Origin of the sequence: Candidatus Chryseobacterium colombiense, from assembly GCA_029203185.1 — a bacterium.
Lineage (GTDB): Bacteria > Bacteroidota > Bacteroidia > Flavobacteriales > Weeksellaceae > Chryseobacterium > Chryseobacterium colombiense.
On the sequence record CP119310.1, the window covers coordinates 3,215,352 to 3,230,931 of the forward strand.

Below are 15,580 nucleotides of genomic sequence, written 5' to 3' on the forward strand. Positions count from 1 at the left end.
AAGAGAAGTCATTTCGGCTTCTCTTTTTTTATCTAATGTATTGTTTTACTTCTTTAATCAGTCCTAAAATAAAATCTACAGGCAAATCCTCTTCCATATCAATTAAAAGGATTTTAAACTTCTTTCTGCCTTCCTGTAGAAGCAATGGATGATCTAGTTTATCCCCATGGTAGAAACTTATATAATGTTGCTTATGTTTTTTGCTATAGTAAAGGTAGCAGAGCATTTTCTTTTTATATTTAAAAAACGACAGACCAAAACTTAAAGTCTCAGTAATATTTTCTGTGTCGGATTCGAGGATTTTATTACGCAAAAAAAGAAGAGTACTTCTTTCAGGCTCATCAATTCTGTAGAAGTACTCTTGTATAGGATTCATTTTAAAATTTAATTTAAAAAGATTTAATCAAAATTCTGAAGCTCAACCAATTTATGATACACGCCTCTTTTAGCAATAAGGTCATGGTGTGTTCCCTGTTCCATAATATCCCCTTTTTCCATGACAACGATCCAATCTGCTTTCTGAATTGTTGAAAGACGGTGGGCTATCACTAAGGATGTTCTGTTTTCCATCATTTTTTCCAACGCATCCTGAACAAATCTTTCGGATTCTGTATCCAATGCCGAAGTTGCTTCATCCAAAATCATAATCGGTGGATTCTTCAATACGGCTCTCGCGATAGAAACCCGTTGTTTTTGACCTCCGGAAAGCTTTCCGCCATCATCTCCAATATTTGAATCATATCCATCAGGAAGATTGGTAATGAATGAGTCTGCATTAGCGATTTTTGCGGCTGCAATTACCTCTTCTCTTGTCGCGTCAGGCTTACCCATCAAAATATTATTGTAAACAGTATCGTTGAATAAAACAGACTCCTGAGTTACCATTCCTAACAGCTTGCGGTATTCTTTCAGTTTTAAATGTTTAATATTAACTCCGTCAATTAAGATTTCACCTTCGGAAACATCATAAAATCTGGCTAGAAGGTTCGCAATGGTTGTTTTTCCACTACCACTTTGTCCGACAAGCGCAACCGTTTTTCCTTTTGGAATAATCAGTGAGAAGTTTTTAAGGATTGTATGATCTTTATCGTAATAGAAACCAATATTATTAAATTCAATAGCATTATTTAGTGTAGAAACTGAAACAGGATTTTCTATCTCATCAATTTTTACATCGGCTTCAAGAATTTCCAACACTCTGTGTAAGGAAGCTTCTCCTTTCTGAACATTGGAAATAGATTGAGATAAACTTTTTACTGGAGGTAAAATCTGGAAGAACATTCCTAAAAATACTAAAAAGTCTTGCGGGGCAATACTGTGCTCTACAACAATTTGTTTTCCGCCATACCAAGCAATAATTAAGAAGGTAACAGACCCAAGGAACTCACTTATTGGCGAAGCCAATTCTTTCTTTCTCCCTAATCTTATTGAACTGTTAATCCATCTTTGCATAGAACCCATAAATCGGTTGTCCATGATTTTTTCAGCACTGAAAATCTTAATTACTTTTGAAGATTTTAAGGTTTCGTCAACAATAGAAAAAATAGTTCCCATTTCGTTCTGGGCTTCATGAGAATCTTTTTTAAGGCTTTTTCCAATCAATGCAATCATTGTTCCCATTACAGGTAATACCAGAAGTGAAAAAAGTGTTAGTTCAGTGCTTAACAAAAATAGACTTATTAATGTACTGATCAACATAAATGGGGCGTTAATCAATTCCACTAAACTTCCTAAAATATTACCTTCAACTTCCCCCACGTCATTAGACATACGAGACATCATATCTCCTTTTCTGCTTTCAGTAAAAAATGAAACAGGTAAAGCTAATACTTTACGATACATTTCTCCACGAAGATCTTTGGTAACACCTACACGATAATTAATCAACAGGAAAGATCCTAAGTATCTGAAAAGATTTCTCAACAAAAACATAAATGCTGTGATGACGCAGAGCCATGCCAAAACATTGAGAGTGCCATAATCATCAACTAAAGATTGAATATAGTAATTAGAATACGCTTTCAGGTATGGAAATAAATCTACAAGCTCTCCGGAATATACAGGTGCAGATTCAAAATCTTCACGCTTAATAGTGCCGAAAAGCATTCCTAGAACCGGCAGAATTGTTCCTAATGAAGCGATTTGAAATACAGAATATAAGAGGTTAAAGAATAAACTTCCGAAAATATATTTCTGGTGTGGTTTAGCGAATTTTAGTATTTTTTTATATTCGTTCATTCAATGAAAAATTGGATAGCAAAATTACGTAATTTAAACGATAAGACGTTTCTAATTGAAATTTACTTTGTCGTTATATTTTGGATTGAAGTTTTTAGGACTTATTTTCTTTAAAGTCTTCCCAAAATTATTGATAATTTGAATGAGATTATCAAAATCAACAACATGTAGATCGTCGCTTTCATTATGATAATGAGAAGCTTTCGTCATATCAACTGTTGAAAAAGAGTGGGCAATAATTTTCTTTTTCACAAAATTTACGTTGTCCGATCTGTAAAATAATTGTTCCGAAGCATAGGGGTCAGGATTGATCTTTAAGCCATTTACAGCATTTTTATTGAAAAGCTCATCAAGATCAGAAAATTCATCACCGGTCATGAATAAAGCATTTTTTCCGAACTGGGATTCTGTTGCCACCATTTCAAAATTAAAAAGAGCCGTCATATTGTTATAGATCTTGTCTAAAGCTTTATCTTCAGAAATAGCTCTTGAACCCAACATTCCTTTTTCTTCTCCGTTAAAAGCCATAAACACCGTAGAAAATTCGGGGTTTTCATTTTTAAAATAATCGGCAATTCCTACCAATGTAGTGATTCCGCTTGCATCATCATCCGCTCCGTTATAGATATTATCCCCACTTTTTTTGCTGGTTCCGATATGATCAAAATGCCCTGAAAAACCTAAATATTTATCTGTTTTTCCTTTCTTAATTCCACAAACATTATAAACAGTTTTTCCTTTATAGTTAAATGGAATCAGATAAGAATTTCCGGTGCAATATTCCAGGTTGTCTTCTTTGAAGAGCTTGGCTATATAATTGGCTGCGTTTTCATTTTCCTGGGTTCCGATTTCACGGCCTTTCATTTCATCAGATGCTAATGTTGCCAACACAGTGGTAATTCTTTCTTTTGAAACCTCTTGTGCAAAAGAAAAGAGAGAGAAAAGAGAGAAAGTAAGGTAAGTTAGTTTTTTCATTGTTTTAGATTTATTAAAATAATCTGTCGCAAGTTTAATAAAAATGTTGCACCTGAATTTCCGTTTTCCACAAAATACACAGATTTACAAATGATTACGTTTTTTTAAATTATAAATTAATCTTTGAAATATTTGCAATCTGCATGAGTTTAACCCATAAAAAAACAGCTCCCAATAAAGAAGCTGCTCTCACTCAAAAAATCGTTGTAAGGTTATCGAAGTCTGTCTACAGATTTTACGAGCCTCTCATCTTTCTTAATATAAATGTTTGCAATGAACAAACAGATAATCGCGATCAATGAAAAAATTGGCTCAATACCCTTCTCAGGAAACTGAATTCCTCCGGATAATTTTAGTAACCAGTAAATCAATATACCAATCAACAAAGCGTTTATAATGATGCTGATCGTATTCAGCAAAATTTGTCTTTTTCTGTTTTTAAAGCTGAACACACTCAGTAGTCCAACCAAAACAAGCACGATACAGGCGATATTAAGCACGGGAAAACTATCAGAAATGATAACATCTTGCCCTGTAACGAACAGAAACACAGCAGCTAAAACTGCTAAAAAAGTCCATATAGTCTGTATTCTTTGTAGCATTGAATATTAAATTCTAGGCAAAAATAATATAAATTTTGCACAATTCAAAAATAAGTGTAGATTTGCATTATACGAATGTACTTGAAAACAACAGTCACCGGACTTACTTTTCTTACTCACAATTAATTACATTTTTACATTAAATATGTTTAACATTGAAACGTTAAGGTCAAAATCCGTAACGGACTTGACTAAAATCTTAAAAGATTTAGGCGTTAAAGTTGCAAGAAACAGCAATGAGAATGATAAAATCTTTGCTATTCTTGACTTTCAGGCTTCCAACCCTAAAGTTGCTAAAGATTATTTCAACGCCACAGAAAGCAGTACAAATACTGAAGAGCCTCCTGCAGAGAAACCTGTAAAGGCACCTGTAAAAAAAGCTGCCCCTAAAAAGGCTGCTCCAAAACCTAAAGCTGAAGCCAAACCGCAGACTGAAGAAAAGGTAGAAGAAAAAGAAATTGTTGCAGAAGAACCTGTGAAAGCAGAGGATACAAAAGCTGAAATCAGTACTGAAGAGATATCTAATGAATCTGGCCCTGCTGCAAATGCTAAGAAGAAAAGAAAAAGACTTCCTTCAGCAAACACGGGAAACTCTGAAAATCCTCAGGAAAAAGCAGAAGTTCCTCATAATACAGAATCTCCAGAAACTGCTTCAGCAGACGAAAAGCCAACTTCTCCTCAACATCAGGCTAGACCTCAAAAAGGTCAAAATCATCCGCAAAACAACGGAAATCAACATAAAAACCAAAACCAACAGCACCACAACCAACATCAAAATCAGAACAGGCAGCAACAGCAGCAGCATTCTGAAAGAAATGAAGAACATCATGAACCGAAGAAGGAATTCAGTTTTGATGGAATGGTAAGCATTGAAGGGGTATTGGAAATCTTACCAGATAATTATGGGTTTTTACGTTCATCAGATTTCAGTTACATCTCTTCTCCAGACGACGTGTATGTTTCTACTGCACAGATCAGAAACTTTGGACTTAAAACCGGAGATACCGTAAAAGGGATTGTAAGATTACCCAAAGAAGGGGAAAAATATTTTTCTTTATTAAGACCAACCGAAGTTAACGGACGTGATCTCGCATTTATTAAAGATCGTGTTGCTTTTGAATATTTAACGCCACTTTTCCCTGAAGAGAAATTTAATTTAGCAGGAAGTGGATCTACGATTTCTACAAGAATTGTTGACCTGTTTGCGCCTATCGGAAAAGGACAGAGAGCAATGATCGTTGCCCAGCCAAAAACGGGTAAAACGATGCTGTTAAAAGACATCGCCAATTCCATTGCTTCCAATCATCCTGAAGTGTATATGATGGTTCTTCTGATTGACGAACGTCCGGAAGAAGTTACCGATATGGAAAGAAGTGTAAATGCAGAAGTAATTGCTTCTACATTTGATGAAGCGGCAGACAAACACGTGAAAGTGGCCAATCTAGTGCTTGCTAAAGCACAAAGAATGGTAGAATGCGGTCACGATGTTGTTATTTTGTTAGATTCAATTACAAGATTGGCAAGAGCTTATAATACCGTTACACCTGCTTCAGGTAAGGTATTGTCGGGAGGGGTTGATGCAAATGCACTTCACAAGCCAAAAAGATTCTTTGGGGCTGCAAGAAAGATTGAAGGAGGAGGTTCTTTAACGATTATTGCAACGGCTCTTATCGATACCGGGTCTAAAATGGATGAAGTTATCTTTGAGGAATTTAAAGGAACAGGAAATATGGAACTGCAACTGGATAGAAAAATCGCCAACAGAAGAATTTATCCTGCCATAGATTTGGTTGCATCCAGTACCCGTCGAGACGATCTTCTTTTAGATGAAGTGACTTCTCAGAGAATGTGGATTTTAAGAAAATATCTTTCTGAAATGAATCCGATAGAAGCTATGGAATTTGTGGATAGAAATATCAAAGGAACTCTAAACAATGAGGAATTCCTTATGTCTATGAATAAGTAAATTAATTTAATATTGTTAAGAAAAAGCACAAACTTTATGAGTTTGTGCTTTTTTATTGATTATGATATGAAGGAAAGGACAGTAGTTTTATAATTCTTTAACTTAATCTTTCTTTTTAAATTCGATTTTAGGATAAAATTTAATTCATTCTAAATCAATATATCAATGTTAAAGATTTATTAAAGTAATCTCCATTTTTTGAATATAGGTCAAATTATGGTTAAATTTGGATTAATAACATTAAAAATAAAATTATGTCATTTGAATTACCAAAACTAGGATATGCTTACGATGCATTAGAGCCAACTATCGATGCAAGAACTATGGAGATCCACCATACTAAGCACCACCAAGCGTATATCGACAATTTAAATAATGCAATCAAAGGGACTGATCTAGAAGGGAAAACTATAGAAGAAATCTGTCAGATCGGAACTGATAAACCAGCGGTAAGAAACAATGGTGGAGGTCACTTCAATCACTCTTTATTCTGGGAAATCTTAACTCCAGGTGGAAGTAATGAGCCTGTAGGAAATGTAAAAGCTGCTATCGAAGCTTATGGAGGGTTAGAAAAATTCAAAACTGATTTTTCTGATGCTGCTAAAACAAGATTCGGTTCAGGATGGGCTTGGTTAGTAAAAAATGCTGACGGTTCAGTTTCTGTTTCTTCTACTCCAAATCAAGACAATCCTTTAATGCCTGTTGCAGACGTAAAAGGAACACCTGTTTTAGGACTTGATGTTTGGGAGCATGCTTATTACTTAAACTATCAAAACAGAAGACCTGATTATGTAGCAGCGTTTTTCTCTGTTGTAAACTGGGATAGAGTTGAGGAATTATTTAACAAATAATTACTTACTGTTTATAAAATAAAAGGTTCAGAAATATTCTGAACCTTTTTTGTTATCTAATGACATCAGCTCCGGAAAGCCCGTTCATACGAAGTTTGTATTTCCAGCTGACATAAGCAAAAACCTGGTAGAATTTATATTCGAATTTAATTCCATAATTTTCTTTCGGATCGTAGTCAATAGACGATTCAATAATATTTCTGTATTTTCCTGAATAGTAATAAGAATTCCATTCATTAACTAGAAAAGTATTTTTTGTTTTTAAATAAGATTCTGAATATTGGCTTATCGGTTTTGCAACTGCATTTAAAAAATAGTCAAATTGAGTGTCTAATACAGTCAGATCCCATTCTCCATCTTCATTTTTTGAAGGTTTCATCTCAGATTTTTATTTATTATTTCTAGCTTCAGTCTGTGCAATACAACTGAAAGGAAAAAGTGAAATAATTATAATTAAAACTATATTTTTCATACATATAAATTTACATAAAAAAAGCACTCAAAATGAGTGCTTATCTGTATTTATTTTTTTATATATTCTTTCTGAACTATTGATACTGCTGGAAAGTGATCACTATATCCTCCGGTAAATCTATCTCCGTCCCAAGAACGTAAAGGATAACCTTTCCATTGTCCTTCTTTATTTATTAAATAAGGCGGAGCGTAAATTTCTGCTTTATAAATAGAATAAGTTGGAGTTATTTTTTCTGTAGAATATAAGTTTTTAGAAACAATAATCTGATCAAATAAGTTAGGAGCATCTCTATAAGCAAGAGAAGCAACTCCCGCTTTATATAATTTATACATTAAATTATAGTAAGGATATTTATCAGAAAGTTCACTAGGATCTCCTACTGCATTTAAATATTTTTTTAAACTCGGGCTTACAGGGTCATCATTGTAATCTCCCATTGAGAATAATTTGATTCCAGGATTTTCTGCTGTTACTCTATCCATTTCATTTTTTAAAGTAGTTGCTGCAGCATTTCTTTTAGCCTGAGATATAGCTTCTCCTCCTCTTCTGGATGGCCAGTGATTCATAAAGATCCCAACTTTTTCTCCATCCAATAATCCGATAGCTACTACAATATCTCTGGTATATTCTCTTTTTCCGTCTTCATCAAAAATTTTGATTTCTTTTTTATAAGAATTCTGTAAGGAAAATCTTGCTTTTTGATAAATGATAGCCACATCAATTCCTCTCGCATCATACGAATTAAAGTGTACAATCCCGTAGTTGCTTCTCGCTAAAGCGGGTTGTTTTATCAGATCTTCAACAACTTGTCTGTTTTCCACTTCAATAAGTCCGCAGATTGCAGGGTTATCATTCGTATATTGTCTTCCTAGCTCAGAGATTACTTTTGCTTCATTCGCTATTTTCTGATTATAAAACTTAGTTCCCCATCTTTTAGGACTGTTGGGAGTAAAATCATCCGCCAAAACTTGCTTACGGATAACTTTTTTACCAATTAAAAGGTCGTCACTCCATTCTCCTTTATAATCTTCAGTAGTTTCTAAAAACTTCAAAGAATCTAATGGTACACTTCTGTGAAATGCAGGGTTAGAAACAGCTAGCGTTCCGTTGATATAATCAGCAGAAGGAATAGTATCCCAAAGGTTTTCAACATTCAAAAAACCAATAGCGGCTCTTTTTACTTGTTTCTGCTGAGAAAACGTAAATCCAAAACAAAAAACGACAATAGCGATTAAATATTTTTTCATATTCTTAGTATTTTCAAAAAAATGAGGGGGTAAAAGTACTAATTTTATATAAGAAAAAAAGATTAAAAAAAATTAATAGATGTTTTTTTGTAATTAATTGTAAAATGGGGATATTTTTAGGATAATAATCATAGGTTAAGAAAAATTAATAGAATAAATTATTAAAAATGTTTGAGTTAATGAAAATAGTTCTAAATTTGTTGCCCCTTAATAAAAGAAGGAGTTTAAAAAAGTTTATATATGATTAAAAAACTATCCCTAATCTCTTTGTTTACTTTATTACCTGCATCTTATTACTTTGCACAAACTACTGTTTTTGCATACGTTAAGGATCAGGAAGGTAAGCCACTGGAGAGAGCAGAAGTGGATCTTGCACAGTCCGTAAATGATGTAACTGCGGATAAAATTGGATACTTCCAGTTTGTAGATCTAAAGCCGGGTCATTATCTCATTACGGTTACAAAACCAAACTTTGAGTCTAAAATTTTAGAGTTTGATGTAACTGCCGATGAGAAAAGAAAGAATCTAGGTGTTATAACACTTAGTAACAATGTAGGTTCATCAGATGCTGGTGTGGTTGTTGTTGATGATTCTGCAAGTGATACTGAAGACGGAGGTTCTGCAATGCAGCCCACAGTTGGTCTTTTAAGTTCAGGAAGAGATGCATTTCAGAATGTGTCAGCATTTGAATTAGGAGCTTACTGGTTCCGACCAAGAGGTGTAGACAACAGATTTGAGGATGTGTTTTTCAATGGTGTTCCAATGTCTAAAAATGATGATGGAAGAATTGACTTCAGCAATTGGGGTGGTTTGAATGATGTTACAAGATATCCATACGAAAACGTAGATAATATTACTCCTTCAGAATATACTTTTGGTAATCTGGGAGGTGTTGTTTATTATAATACAAGAGCTTCAAGCTATAGAAAACAGACTTCTTTAGCCTATTCATTTACAAATAGAAGTTACTTGAACAGAGCTTTGGCAACTTATTCTTCAGGTCTATCTAAAAAAGGATGGGCGTTTACTTTCTCCGGAAGTAGAAGATGGGGAGACAGAGCTATTATAGACGGTGTTTACCAGGATGCTTATGCATACTTCGGTTCAATTGAGAAGCAGTTCAGTGATAGACACTCGATCAACCTTACTGGCTTTGGTTCTCCTACCTATAGAGCTTCCAACTCTCCAAATACTCAAGAAGTATATGATATTATGGGAAAAAACTATAATTCATACTGGGGATGGCAAGATGGAGAAAAAAGAAACTCAAGAATCAGACACGTATTTGAGCCAATCTTTATGTTGACTGATTATTTAAAAATTGGTAAAAACTCTAATTGGGTCAATACAGTTTCTTATCAGTTCGGAAGCGATGCAAGAAGCAGGCTAGACTGGTTCCACGCAGCAGACCCGAACCCTACTTACTACAGAAAACTTCCTGGATACGGACTTTTAACAGAAGATGAGTTTAGAGCTCAGTCTCAGATCGACTGGAATGATTTGTATAGTGCCAACCGTCTTAATCTTAAAAATCCTGATGGATCAGACAGAGGTGCTGTTTATTCAGTTGTAGAAGATGTTAATAAAGATCAAACATTCAATTTCGCTTCTCACTTTGATACAAGATTAAAAGATAACTGGAAATTAAATATCAACTTCAATTATCAGAATCTAAGATCTGATAACTTCAGAAGAGTAAAAGATTTGCTAGGGGCCAATTTTGCTTACAATCAAAATGCTTTTGACGGAGATGTAAGCTACAACATTGATGATCCGAATATACAGGCAAAAGAAGGAGACAGAACTCAGTATTCTTATCTTCTTAGTAAAAACCATTATTCACTAAATGTTTCATCAGAGGTTGATTTCAGCAAATGGAATGTGGTGGCATCAGTTTTCTCTTCTTATTCAGAATCTTACAGAGAAGGAAACTACAGAAGTTACAGATTCCAGAATAACTCTAAAGGAAAAAGTGCGGTTTATGATGCTTTAGATGCAGGTATTAAAGCGAAAATCACTTATAAAATCAATGGAAAAAACTTTATTGTTTACGATGGAGCATTTTTCAGCTTAGCACCAACATTTAATGAGATCTACATCAACCCGAGAACTGTAGACTTCTTAACTCCAGGAGTTAGAAATCAGGTGATTAACTCTAATGATTTGAGCTATATTATGAGAGGTCAGATCTTAAAACTGAGACTTTCAGGATTCTTAACCACCATCAGCAATGCTACGGAAATCTCTAGATACTATGCCGATGTACAAAGTGGTTCTGGAACTGCTTTAAGTACTTTGGTAAACGAAGCGATGAGTAATGTAAACAAAAGATACATAGGAGCAGAGCTTGGTTTTGATGTAAAAATACTTCCTACATTAAATGCAACTGGTGTTGCAAGTGTTGGAGAGTACAAATACACAAGTGATGCTGATGTTTCTACGTTTGATGATATTAACCGTTTTAGAGGAGAAGACTTCTGGAGAGGAAAAGCACAGATTAAAAACTATAAAGTAGCGGGAACTCCTCAAAAAGCATTCTCTTTCGGATTAAAATATAACTCTCCAAAATATTGGTGGATTGGAGCTTCTGCCAACTATTTGATGGATCAATATGTTGATATTTCTGCATTGAATAAAACTCCTTATTTCTATACAGATGCAGGCGGAAGTCCTATTGAAGCAGCGACTCCGGAACTTGTGAAGCAGCTTACAGCTCAGCAGAAGTTTGATGATCAATTTATGTTAAATGCGAATGCCGGAAAATCTTTCGTTTTCGGAAAATACAGAATGGGAATTAGTATTTCTGTAAATAATATTCTAAACAACAGAAATTATGTAACCGGAGGTTTTGAACAGGGTAGGAATGTAAACTTTGATGATGCACTTGCAGATTCTCAAAGAGCGAGACCTTATTTTAGTCCAAAACTTTGGTATGACAAAGGAATCACTTTCTTTACTAACGTTTATTTAAGATTCTAAAAAAAATATTATGAAAAAATATAATTCAATTTTAAAATATATTTTCGTTGTTATAACTGCCTTATTCATTACAGGCTGTGTGCACGATGATAAATATGACGCTCCTAACCTGGATGATTATCAGTGTAGAAACGCAAGTTATTATGAAAATTCGGCTAACGGATTCACAAAATGGACGTTACATGATTTAAAATTAAAACCACAAAGCCAGGCTATTAATGATAATGCTTACGTTGAAGGATATGTATCTTCAACAGACGAAACAGGAAATATCTATAAAACCATTTACATTCAAGATGATCCTGCCAATCCTACAGAAGGTTTGACAGTAAGTGTGGATATGATAAGTACATATACTAAATTTCCTCAAGGATCTAAAGTATACATTGAACTAAAGGGTCTTGCGCTTTCAACATATGGCAGTGTTGTGCAACTAGGAATGATCACAGATACAGGGACAAGAATTCCTGAAAAATATGTTCCTTCTCATATTTATAGAGATTGTAGCGTAAAAGCGACTATTGTTCCTAGAGTAATGACATTTGCTCAAATGGTTACTGCAAATGATAAATACATCGGATGCCTTATCCAAGTAAACAATGCTGAGTTTGACAGCAAAGTCTTGTGTATGAACTATGCACCGGATGCAACAACAGTAGACAGGGTAATCAGAGATAACAGTACTACAACTACAAGAATTGTAAGAAACAGTGGCTTTGCTTCTTTTGCAAATCAGATAATGCCTTCTGGAAATGGTAAATTTGTAGGAATTTACAGTAAATACAACTCTACTTATCAATTATACATCAACAGAGTTTCTGATCTTGAGATGAATAAATTCCCACGTCTGGATGGAATCACGGCAGATCCTTGTAAATTCAGTGATACGGGGCTGACTCAAAAGACGATTGCTGACGTAAAAAAACTTTACATATCAGGGAACTGGAATCAGATTACAGGAGACTTTTACGTAAAAGCTCAGGTAACTGCCAATGATGAAACAGGAAACCTGTACAAATATGTTTATATTGAAGATGTTACTGGAGGTCTTAGATTTAATGTTAACAAAACGAATCTTTACCAGGACAACCGTTTCAGAGTAGGAAAAGATATTTACATTAAATTAAAAGACTTATATGTAAGTAATGTAAACGGAGAAATACAACTAGGAGACTTATATAATGGAGGGATTAACTTTGGGGGTATTGATGAATTAAATATTTACAAAAAGGTTTTCGATGGAAATGCTCCGATAAGAGATGTATTGCCTACTGAAAGAACAATTTCTCAGCTTACAAGTGCGGATGTAGGAAGATGGATCAAATTAAGAGGAGTACAGTTTATAGATTCGGATTTATATCAGCCTTATGCTTCTGGTGCTAGTACAACAAACAGAACATTAACCGATTGTACCGGAAAAACAATTGCTTTAAGAACAAGTAATTATGCAACATTTGCAGGAAAAGATGTATCGGGAGGAAAAGGTGATGTTTATGCTATTTTAAGTGCATTTAATGGTACTTACCAACTATGGATTCCATATCAGATCAATGCGAATTTAAACAATCCGAGATGTGATGGTAGTACATATGTTCCATTATCGACAATTTATGGAGATGATTTCTCTTCAGGCTTGGCAAACTGGACTACGGTAAACGTTACAGGAGCAGAAGTATGGACTATTTCTAATCAAGGAAATTCAGGAAACAATTATGCTATGATGAACGGTTACGCTTCCGGAAATAAAGTTAATGAAGACTGGTTGATTTCTAAAGAAGTAAGTCTGGTAGGAAAGACAATGGCCTTTGCTTCCTTTACTTCAGATGTAAGATATACAGGAAATGCTTTACAGGTATATGCGACGGATAATTATACAGGAACACCTTCTACAACAACATGGACATTACTTCCGGCAACACTGGATACTAATACTGCAGCATATGGAGATTGGGTAAGTTCTGGAAATATAAACTTAAGTGCTTTCTTAGGTAAAAACGTAAGAATTGCATTTAAATACACTTCTACGACTTCTGCGGCAGCTACTTGGGAAGTAGATGACTTCAAGATTAAAGGTAAATAATAAATAGCTTTAAAAAAATAAAAAACGGTAACTCTGATTGGGTTACCGTTTTTTTACTTATTTTACATTATCCTTTATAATTAAGCTTAATATTGTATTTATTATACAGTCAAATCTTCATTAACTATTTTTATTGATAATTACTTAGGTCACCCATCTTTTTCGAGTAACAAGTTTATTTATATTTTATCAGACAAAAGAGATAAATGTTTCTTTACTATTATTTGTAAGTATAAGTGAGGGGCTTTTTATAATGAAGTAATTGAAGACAGGCATATAATATAGATTGAAACTGAAATGACAGGTCATCCTACTCATTTATATTGATCAAAAAATAAAATACGACACACTTTGTCGTATTGCTGTAATATTTTTGTTGCAGTAATAATATGGCATCTTAAAAAATACCCCTAAGGAGATAGAATTAACAATTATTTCATTATAAATCTAATCTATGTGAACTAAAAATAATATTTTGCAACGTTTTAAAGAATTAATAACAAAAACTTAAATAAACTTGAGATGAAAAAACTCTATATAGGTGCATACCTTCTATGCACAGTTCTGAGCCTATCCGCTCAGGAAGTCCTATGGCAGAAAGACATTAAATCTAATACCCAGGATTTTCTAAGCCAGGTGACTCCCACCGTAGACCTTCAGTACCTAATTACCGGAAGCTCCATTCAGTCTAAAAGCCTGTCGCAAGAAGCCGGCAGCCAAAAGCAGAACAACGGTTACGATTTCCATCTCGTAAAACTCAACCAACAGGGCGAAGCCGTCTGGGAAAAATACTTTGTAGGCAAGAACCATGATTACCTTTCAGCATCCCTTTCCACTCAGGATGGAGGCTTTGTTCTCGCAGGAACTTCCTATTCAGGCAAAGGGCTAGACAAAAAAGACGACTCCAAAGGAGGCTCCGATATCTGGCTTATCAGAATCAATGAATTCGGAGACGAATTATGGCAGAAAACCATTGGAAGCACTTCCGATGAAGAAGCCAGAGCAGTCATTCAAACCACCGACCTAGGATTCTTCGTAGCAGGAAACGTTCAAAACTCCGCGCAAGGTTACGGTTCCAAAGATGTTCTTGTCATTAAACTAGACAAAGACGGAAAAGAAATCTCCCAGCTTATTTTAGGCGGAAAAGGCTTAGATGAAGTAGAAAAAATGATTCCCACCAGAGACGGAGGAGTTTTATTAGGAGTCTATTCAAGGAGTTCCGAGGTTCGAGGTTCGGGTTCCGGGTTACAGAATTCGGAGACAAATTTCGGTACTGGTAGTACTAGCCCGAATCCCGTATCCCGTTATCCAAAAAACACCAATAATCAGGGAGAAGGCGATTACTGGATCATTAAACTCAGCAAAGACGGCAAAGTAGAATGGGAAAAGAACTATGGAGGAACAGGAGACGATCACTTAAGAACCATGGCGATGACCACTTCAGGCTTTATCATAGGAGGAGAAAGCCGCTCAGAACGTTCAGGCAATAAAACCATAGGTATAGAAGAAGGAACGGATCTATGGCTAATTTCATTAAATGAAAGAGGTGAAGAAATCTGGCAGAAATCCTACAACTTCAAAAACAGAGATGTTTTAATGGGAATGCATGTCATCTTAGGCCATAATGAAAGAGAAAAGAATAAAGACCTTACCAAAGGAATATTACTCGGAGGCTATACCCAGGCAGAAGGCAGGATAGAAACCGATGATGAAACCTTCTGGATGCTGTATGCAGATGAAAATGGTAATGAACAATGGAGAAAACACGTAAAAGGAGAATCCAGAAAAAAAGAAGAAAGGTTAGCAGACATTAAACTAAACAGGGACGGCTCTATTATTCTGGCAGGAACCAGTGCAGAGGAATTAGGGAAAGAGAATTGGAAGATTGTAAAACTCGGAGATCAGCAGGTAGACCAGCTCATCGAGAAGCAGGATATCAAAATCTATCCGAATCCCGTATCCGATTATGCGTATGTGGAGATTGGATTTGATTTCAAGGAAGCGGATATTACGATGTATGATATGTCAGGAAGACAGCTTCAACAAATAAAGACCAAGAATAAGGTCACCAAGATCAATACCCAGCCATTGATACAGGGAGCTTACCTGGTTACCATAAAAACGGATACCAATAAAACTGCGAATGCTAAATTGATTAAGAAATAAA

11 protein-coding genes are annotated in these 15,580 nt (G+C 34.9%); 5 read left to right on the top strand and 6 right to left on the bottom strand.

Annotation, left to right across the window (positions count from 1 at the left end; genetic code table 11):
• Positions 1 to 28: 28 nt before the first annotated feature.
• From P0Y62_14540 to P0Y62_14555, 4 genes are all read right to left on the bottom strand, one after another.
• Positions 29 to 376, bottom strand: coding sequence for a DUF1801 domain-containing protein (locus P0Y62_14540; protein WEK69055.1), 348 nt, complete (start codon positions 374 to 376; stop codon positions 29 to 31).
• Positions 377 to 399: 23 nt separating this feature from the next.
• Positions 400 to 2,238 (bottom strand): ABC transporter ATP-binding protein, encoded by a 1,839-nt coding sequence (locus tag P0Y62_14545; protein ID WEK69056.1) that lies wholly within the window; start codon positions 2,236 to 2,238, stop codon positions 400 to 402.
• A gap of 51 nt (positions 2,239 to 2,289) precedes the next feature.
• Complete coding sequence (locus P0Y62_14550; GenBank protein ID WEK69057.1) at positions 2,290 to 3,213, bottom strand: M28 family peptidase; 924 nt, start codon at positions 3,211 to 3,213, stop codon at positions 2,290 to 2,292.
• Between the two features lie 212 nt (positions 3,214 to 3,425).
• Positions 3,426 to 3,815: a DUF4293 family protein gene (locus P0Y62_14555; protein ID WEK69058.1), complete on the bottom strand. Its 390-nt coding sequence runs from the start codon at positions 3,813 to 3,815 to the stop codon at positions 3,426 to 3,428.
• A gap of 145 nt (positions 3,816 to 3,960) precedes the next feature.
• Between P0Y62_14555 and rho the strand changes: the two genes are divergently transcribed.
• Complete coding sequence (gene rho / locus P0Y62_14560) at positions 3,961 to 5,781, top strand: transcription termination factor Rho (protein WEK69059.1); 1,821 nt, start codon at positions 3,961 to 3,963, stop codon at positions 5,779 to 5,781.
• A 254-nt stretch (positions 5,782 to 6,035) separates the two neighbouring features.
• Positions 6,036 to 6,632: a superoxide dismutase gene (locus tag P0Y62_14565; GenBank protein WEK69060.1), complete on the top strand. Its 597-nt coding sequence runs from the start codon at positions 6,036 to 6,038 to the stop codon at positions 6,630 to 6,632.
• Between the two features lie 52 nt (positions 6,633 to 6,684).
• Here the strand turns inward: P0Y62_14565 and P0Y62_14570 are convergent, their stop codons facing one another.
• Together P0Y62_14570 and P0Y62_14575 are read right to left on the bottom strand one after the other, a co-directional pair.
• Complete coding sequence (locus tag P0Y62_14570; GenBank protein ID WEK69061.1) at positions 6,685 to 7,011, bottom strand: DUF6146 family protein; 327 nt, start codon at positions 7,009 to 7,011, stop codon at positions 6,685 to 6,687.
• A 143-nt stretch (positions 7,012 to 7,154) separates the two neighbouring features.
• The gene (locus P0Y62_14575; GenBank protein WEK69062.1) at positions 7,155 to 8,354 is read right to left on the bottom strand and encodes an endonuclease; all 1,200 of its coding nucleotides are present in this window, start codon (positions 8,352 to 8,354) and stop codon (positions 7,155 to 7,157) included.
• A 240-nt stretch (positions 8,355 to 8,594) separates the two neighbouring features.
• Between P0Y62_14575 and P0Y62_14580 the strand changes: the two genes are divergently transcribed.
• The 3 genes from P0Y62_14580 to P0Y62_14590 all read left to right on the top strand — a co-directional run bounded on the left by P0Y62_14580 (position 8,595) and on the right by P0Y62_14590 (position 15,579).
• The gene (locus tag P0Y62_14580) at positions 8,595 to 11,333 is read left to right on the top strand and encodes a TonB-dependent receptor (GenBank protein ID WEK69063.1); all 2,739 of its coding nucleotides are present in this window, start codon (positions 8,595 to 8,597) and stop codon (positions 11,331 to 11,333) included.
• A gap of 10 nt (positions 11,334 to 11,343) precedes the next feature.
• On the top strand, positions 11,344 to 13,413 hold the full coding sequence (locus P0Y62_14585; GenBank protein ID WEK69064.1) for a DUF5689 domain-containing protein: 2,070 nt from the start codon (positions 11,344 to 11,346) through the stop codon (positions 13,411 to 13,413).
• A 522-nt stretch (positions 13,414 to 13,935) separates the two neighbouring features.
• Positions 13,936 to 15,579: a T9SS type A sorting domain-containing protein gene (locus tag P0Y62_14590; GenBank protein ID WEK69065.1), complete on the top strand. Its 1,644-nt coding sequence runs from the start codon at positions 13,936 to 13,938 to the stop codon at positions 15,577 to 15,579.
• Position 15,580: the final 1 nt, after the last annotated feature.

What these genes read in the sequence shown, in the direction of transcription:
- P0Y62_14565 (WEK69060.1), top strand. Translation starts at nt 6,036, where the DNA reads ATGTCATTTGAATTACCAAAACTAGGATATGCTTACGATGCATTAGAG.
- rho (WEK69059.1), top strand. Translation starts at nt 3,961, where the DNA reads ATGTTTAACATTGAAACGTTAAGGTCAAAATCCGTAACGGACTTGACT.
- P0Y62_14575 (WEK69062.1), bottom strand. Translation starts at nt 8,354, where the DNA reads ATGAAAAAATATTTAATCGCTATTGTCGTTTTTTGTTTTGGATTTACG.
- P0Y62_14590 (WEK69065.1), top strand. Translation starts at nt 13,936, where the DNA reads ATGAAAAAACTCTATATAGGTGCATACCTTCTATGCACAGTTCTGAGC.
- P0Y62_14555 (WEK69058.1), bottom strand. Translation starts at nt 3,815, where the DNA reads ATGCTACAAAGAATACAGACTATATGGACTTTTTTAGCAGTTTTAGCT.
- P0Y62_14545 (WEK69056.1), bottom strand. Translation starts at nt 2,238, where the DNA reads ATGAACGAATATAAAAAAATACTAAAATTCGCTAAACCACACCAGAAA.
- P0Y62_14540 (WEK69055.1), bottom strand. Translation starts at nt 376, where the DNA reads ATGAATCCTATACAAGAGTACTTCTACAGAATTGATGAGCCTGAAAGA.
- P0Y62_14580 (WEK69063.1), top strand. Translation starts at nt 8,595, where the DNA reads ATGATTAAAAAACTATCCCTAATCTCTTTGTTTACTTTATTACCTGCA.
- P0Y62_14570 (WEK69061.1), bottom strand. Translation starts at nt 7,011, where the DNA reads ATGAAACCTTCAAAAAATGAAGATGGAGAATGGGATCTGACTGTATTA.
- P0Y62_14585 (WEK69064.1), top strand. Translation starts at nt 11,344, where the DNA reads ATGAAAAAATATAATTCAATTTTAAAATATATTTTCGTTGTTATAACT.
- P0Y62_14550 (WEK69057.1), bottom strand. Translation starts at nt 3,213, where the DNA reads ATGAAAAAACTAACTTACCTTACTTTCTCTCTTTTCTCTCTCTTTTCT.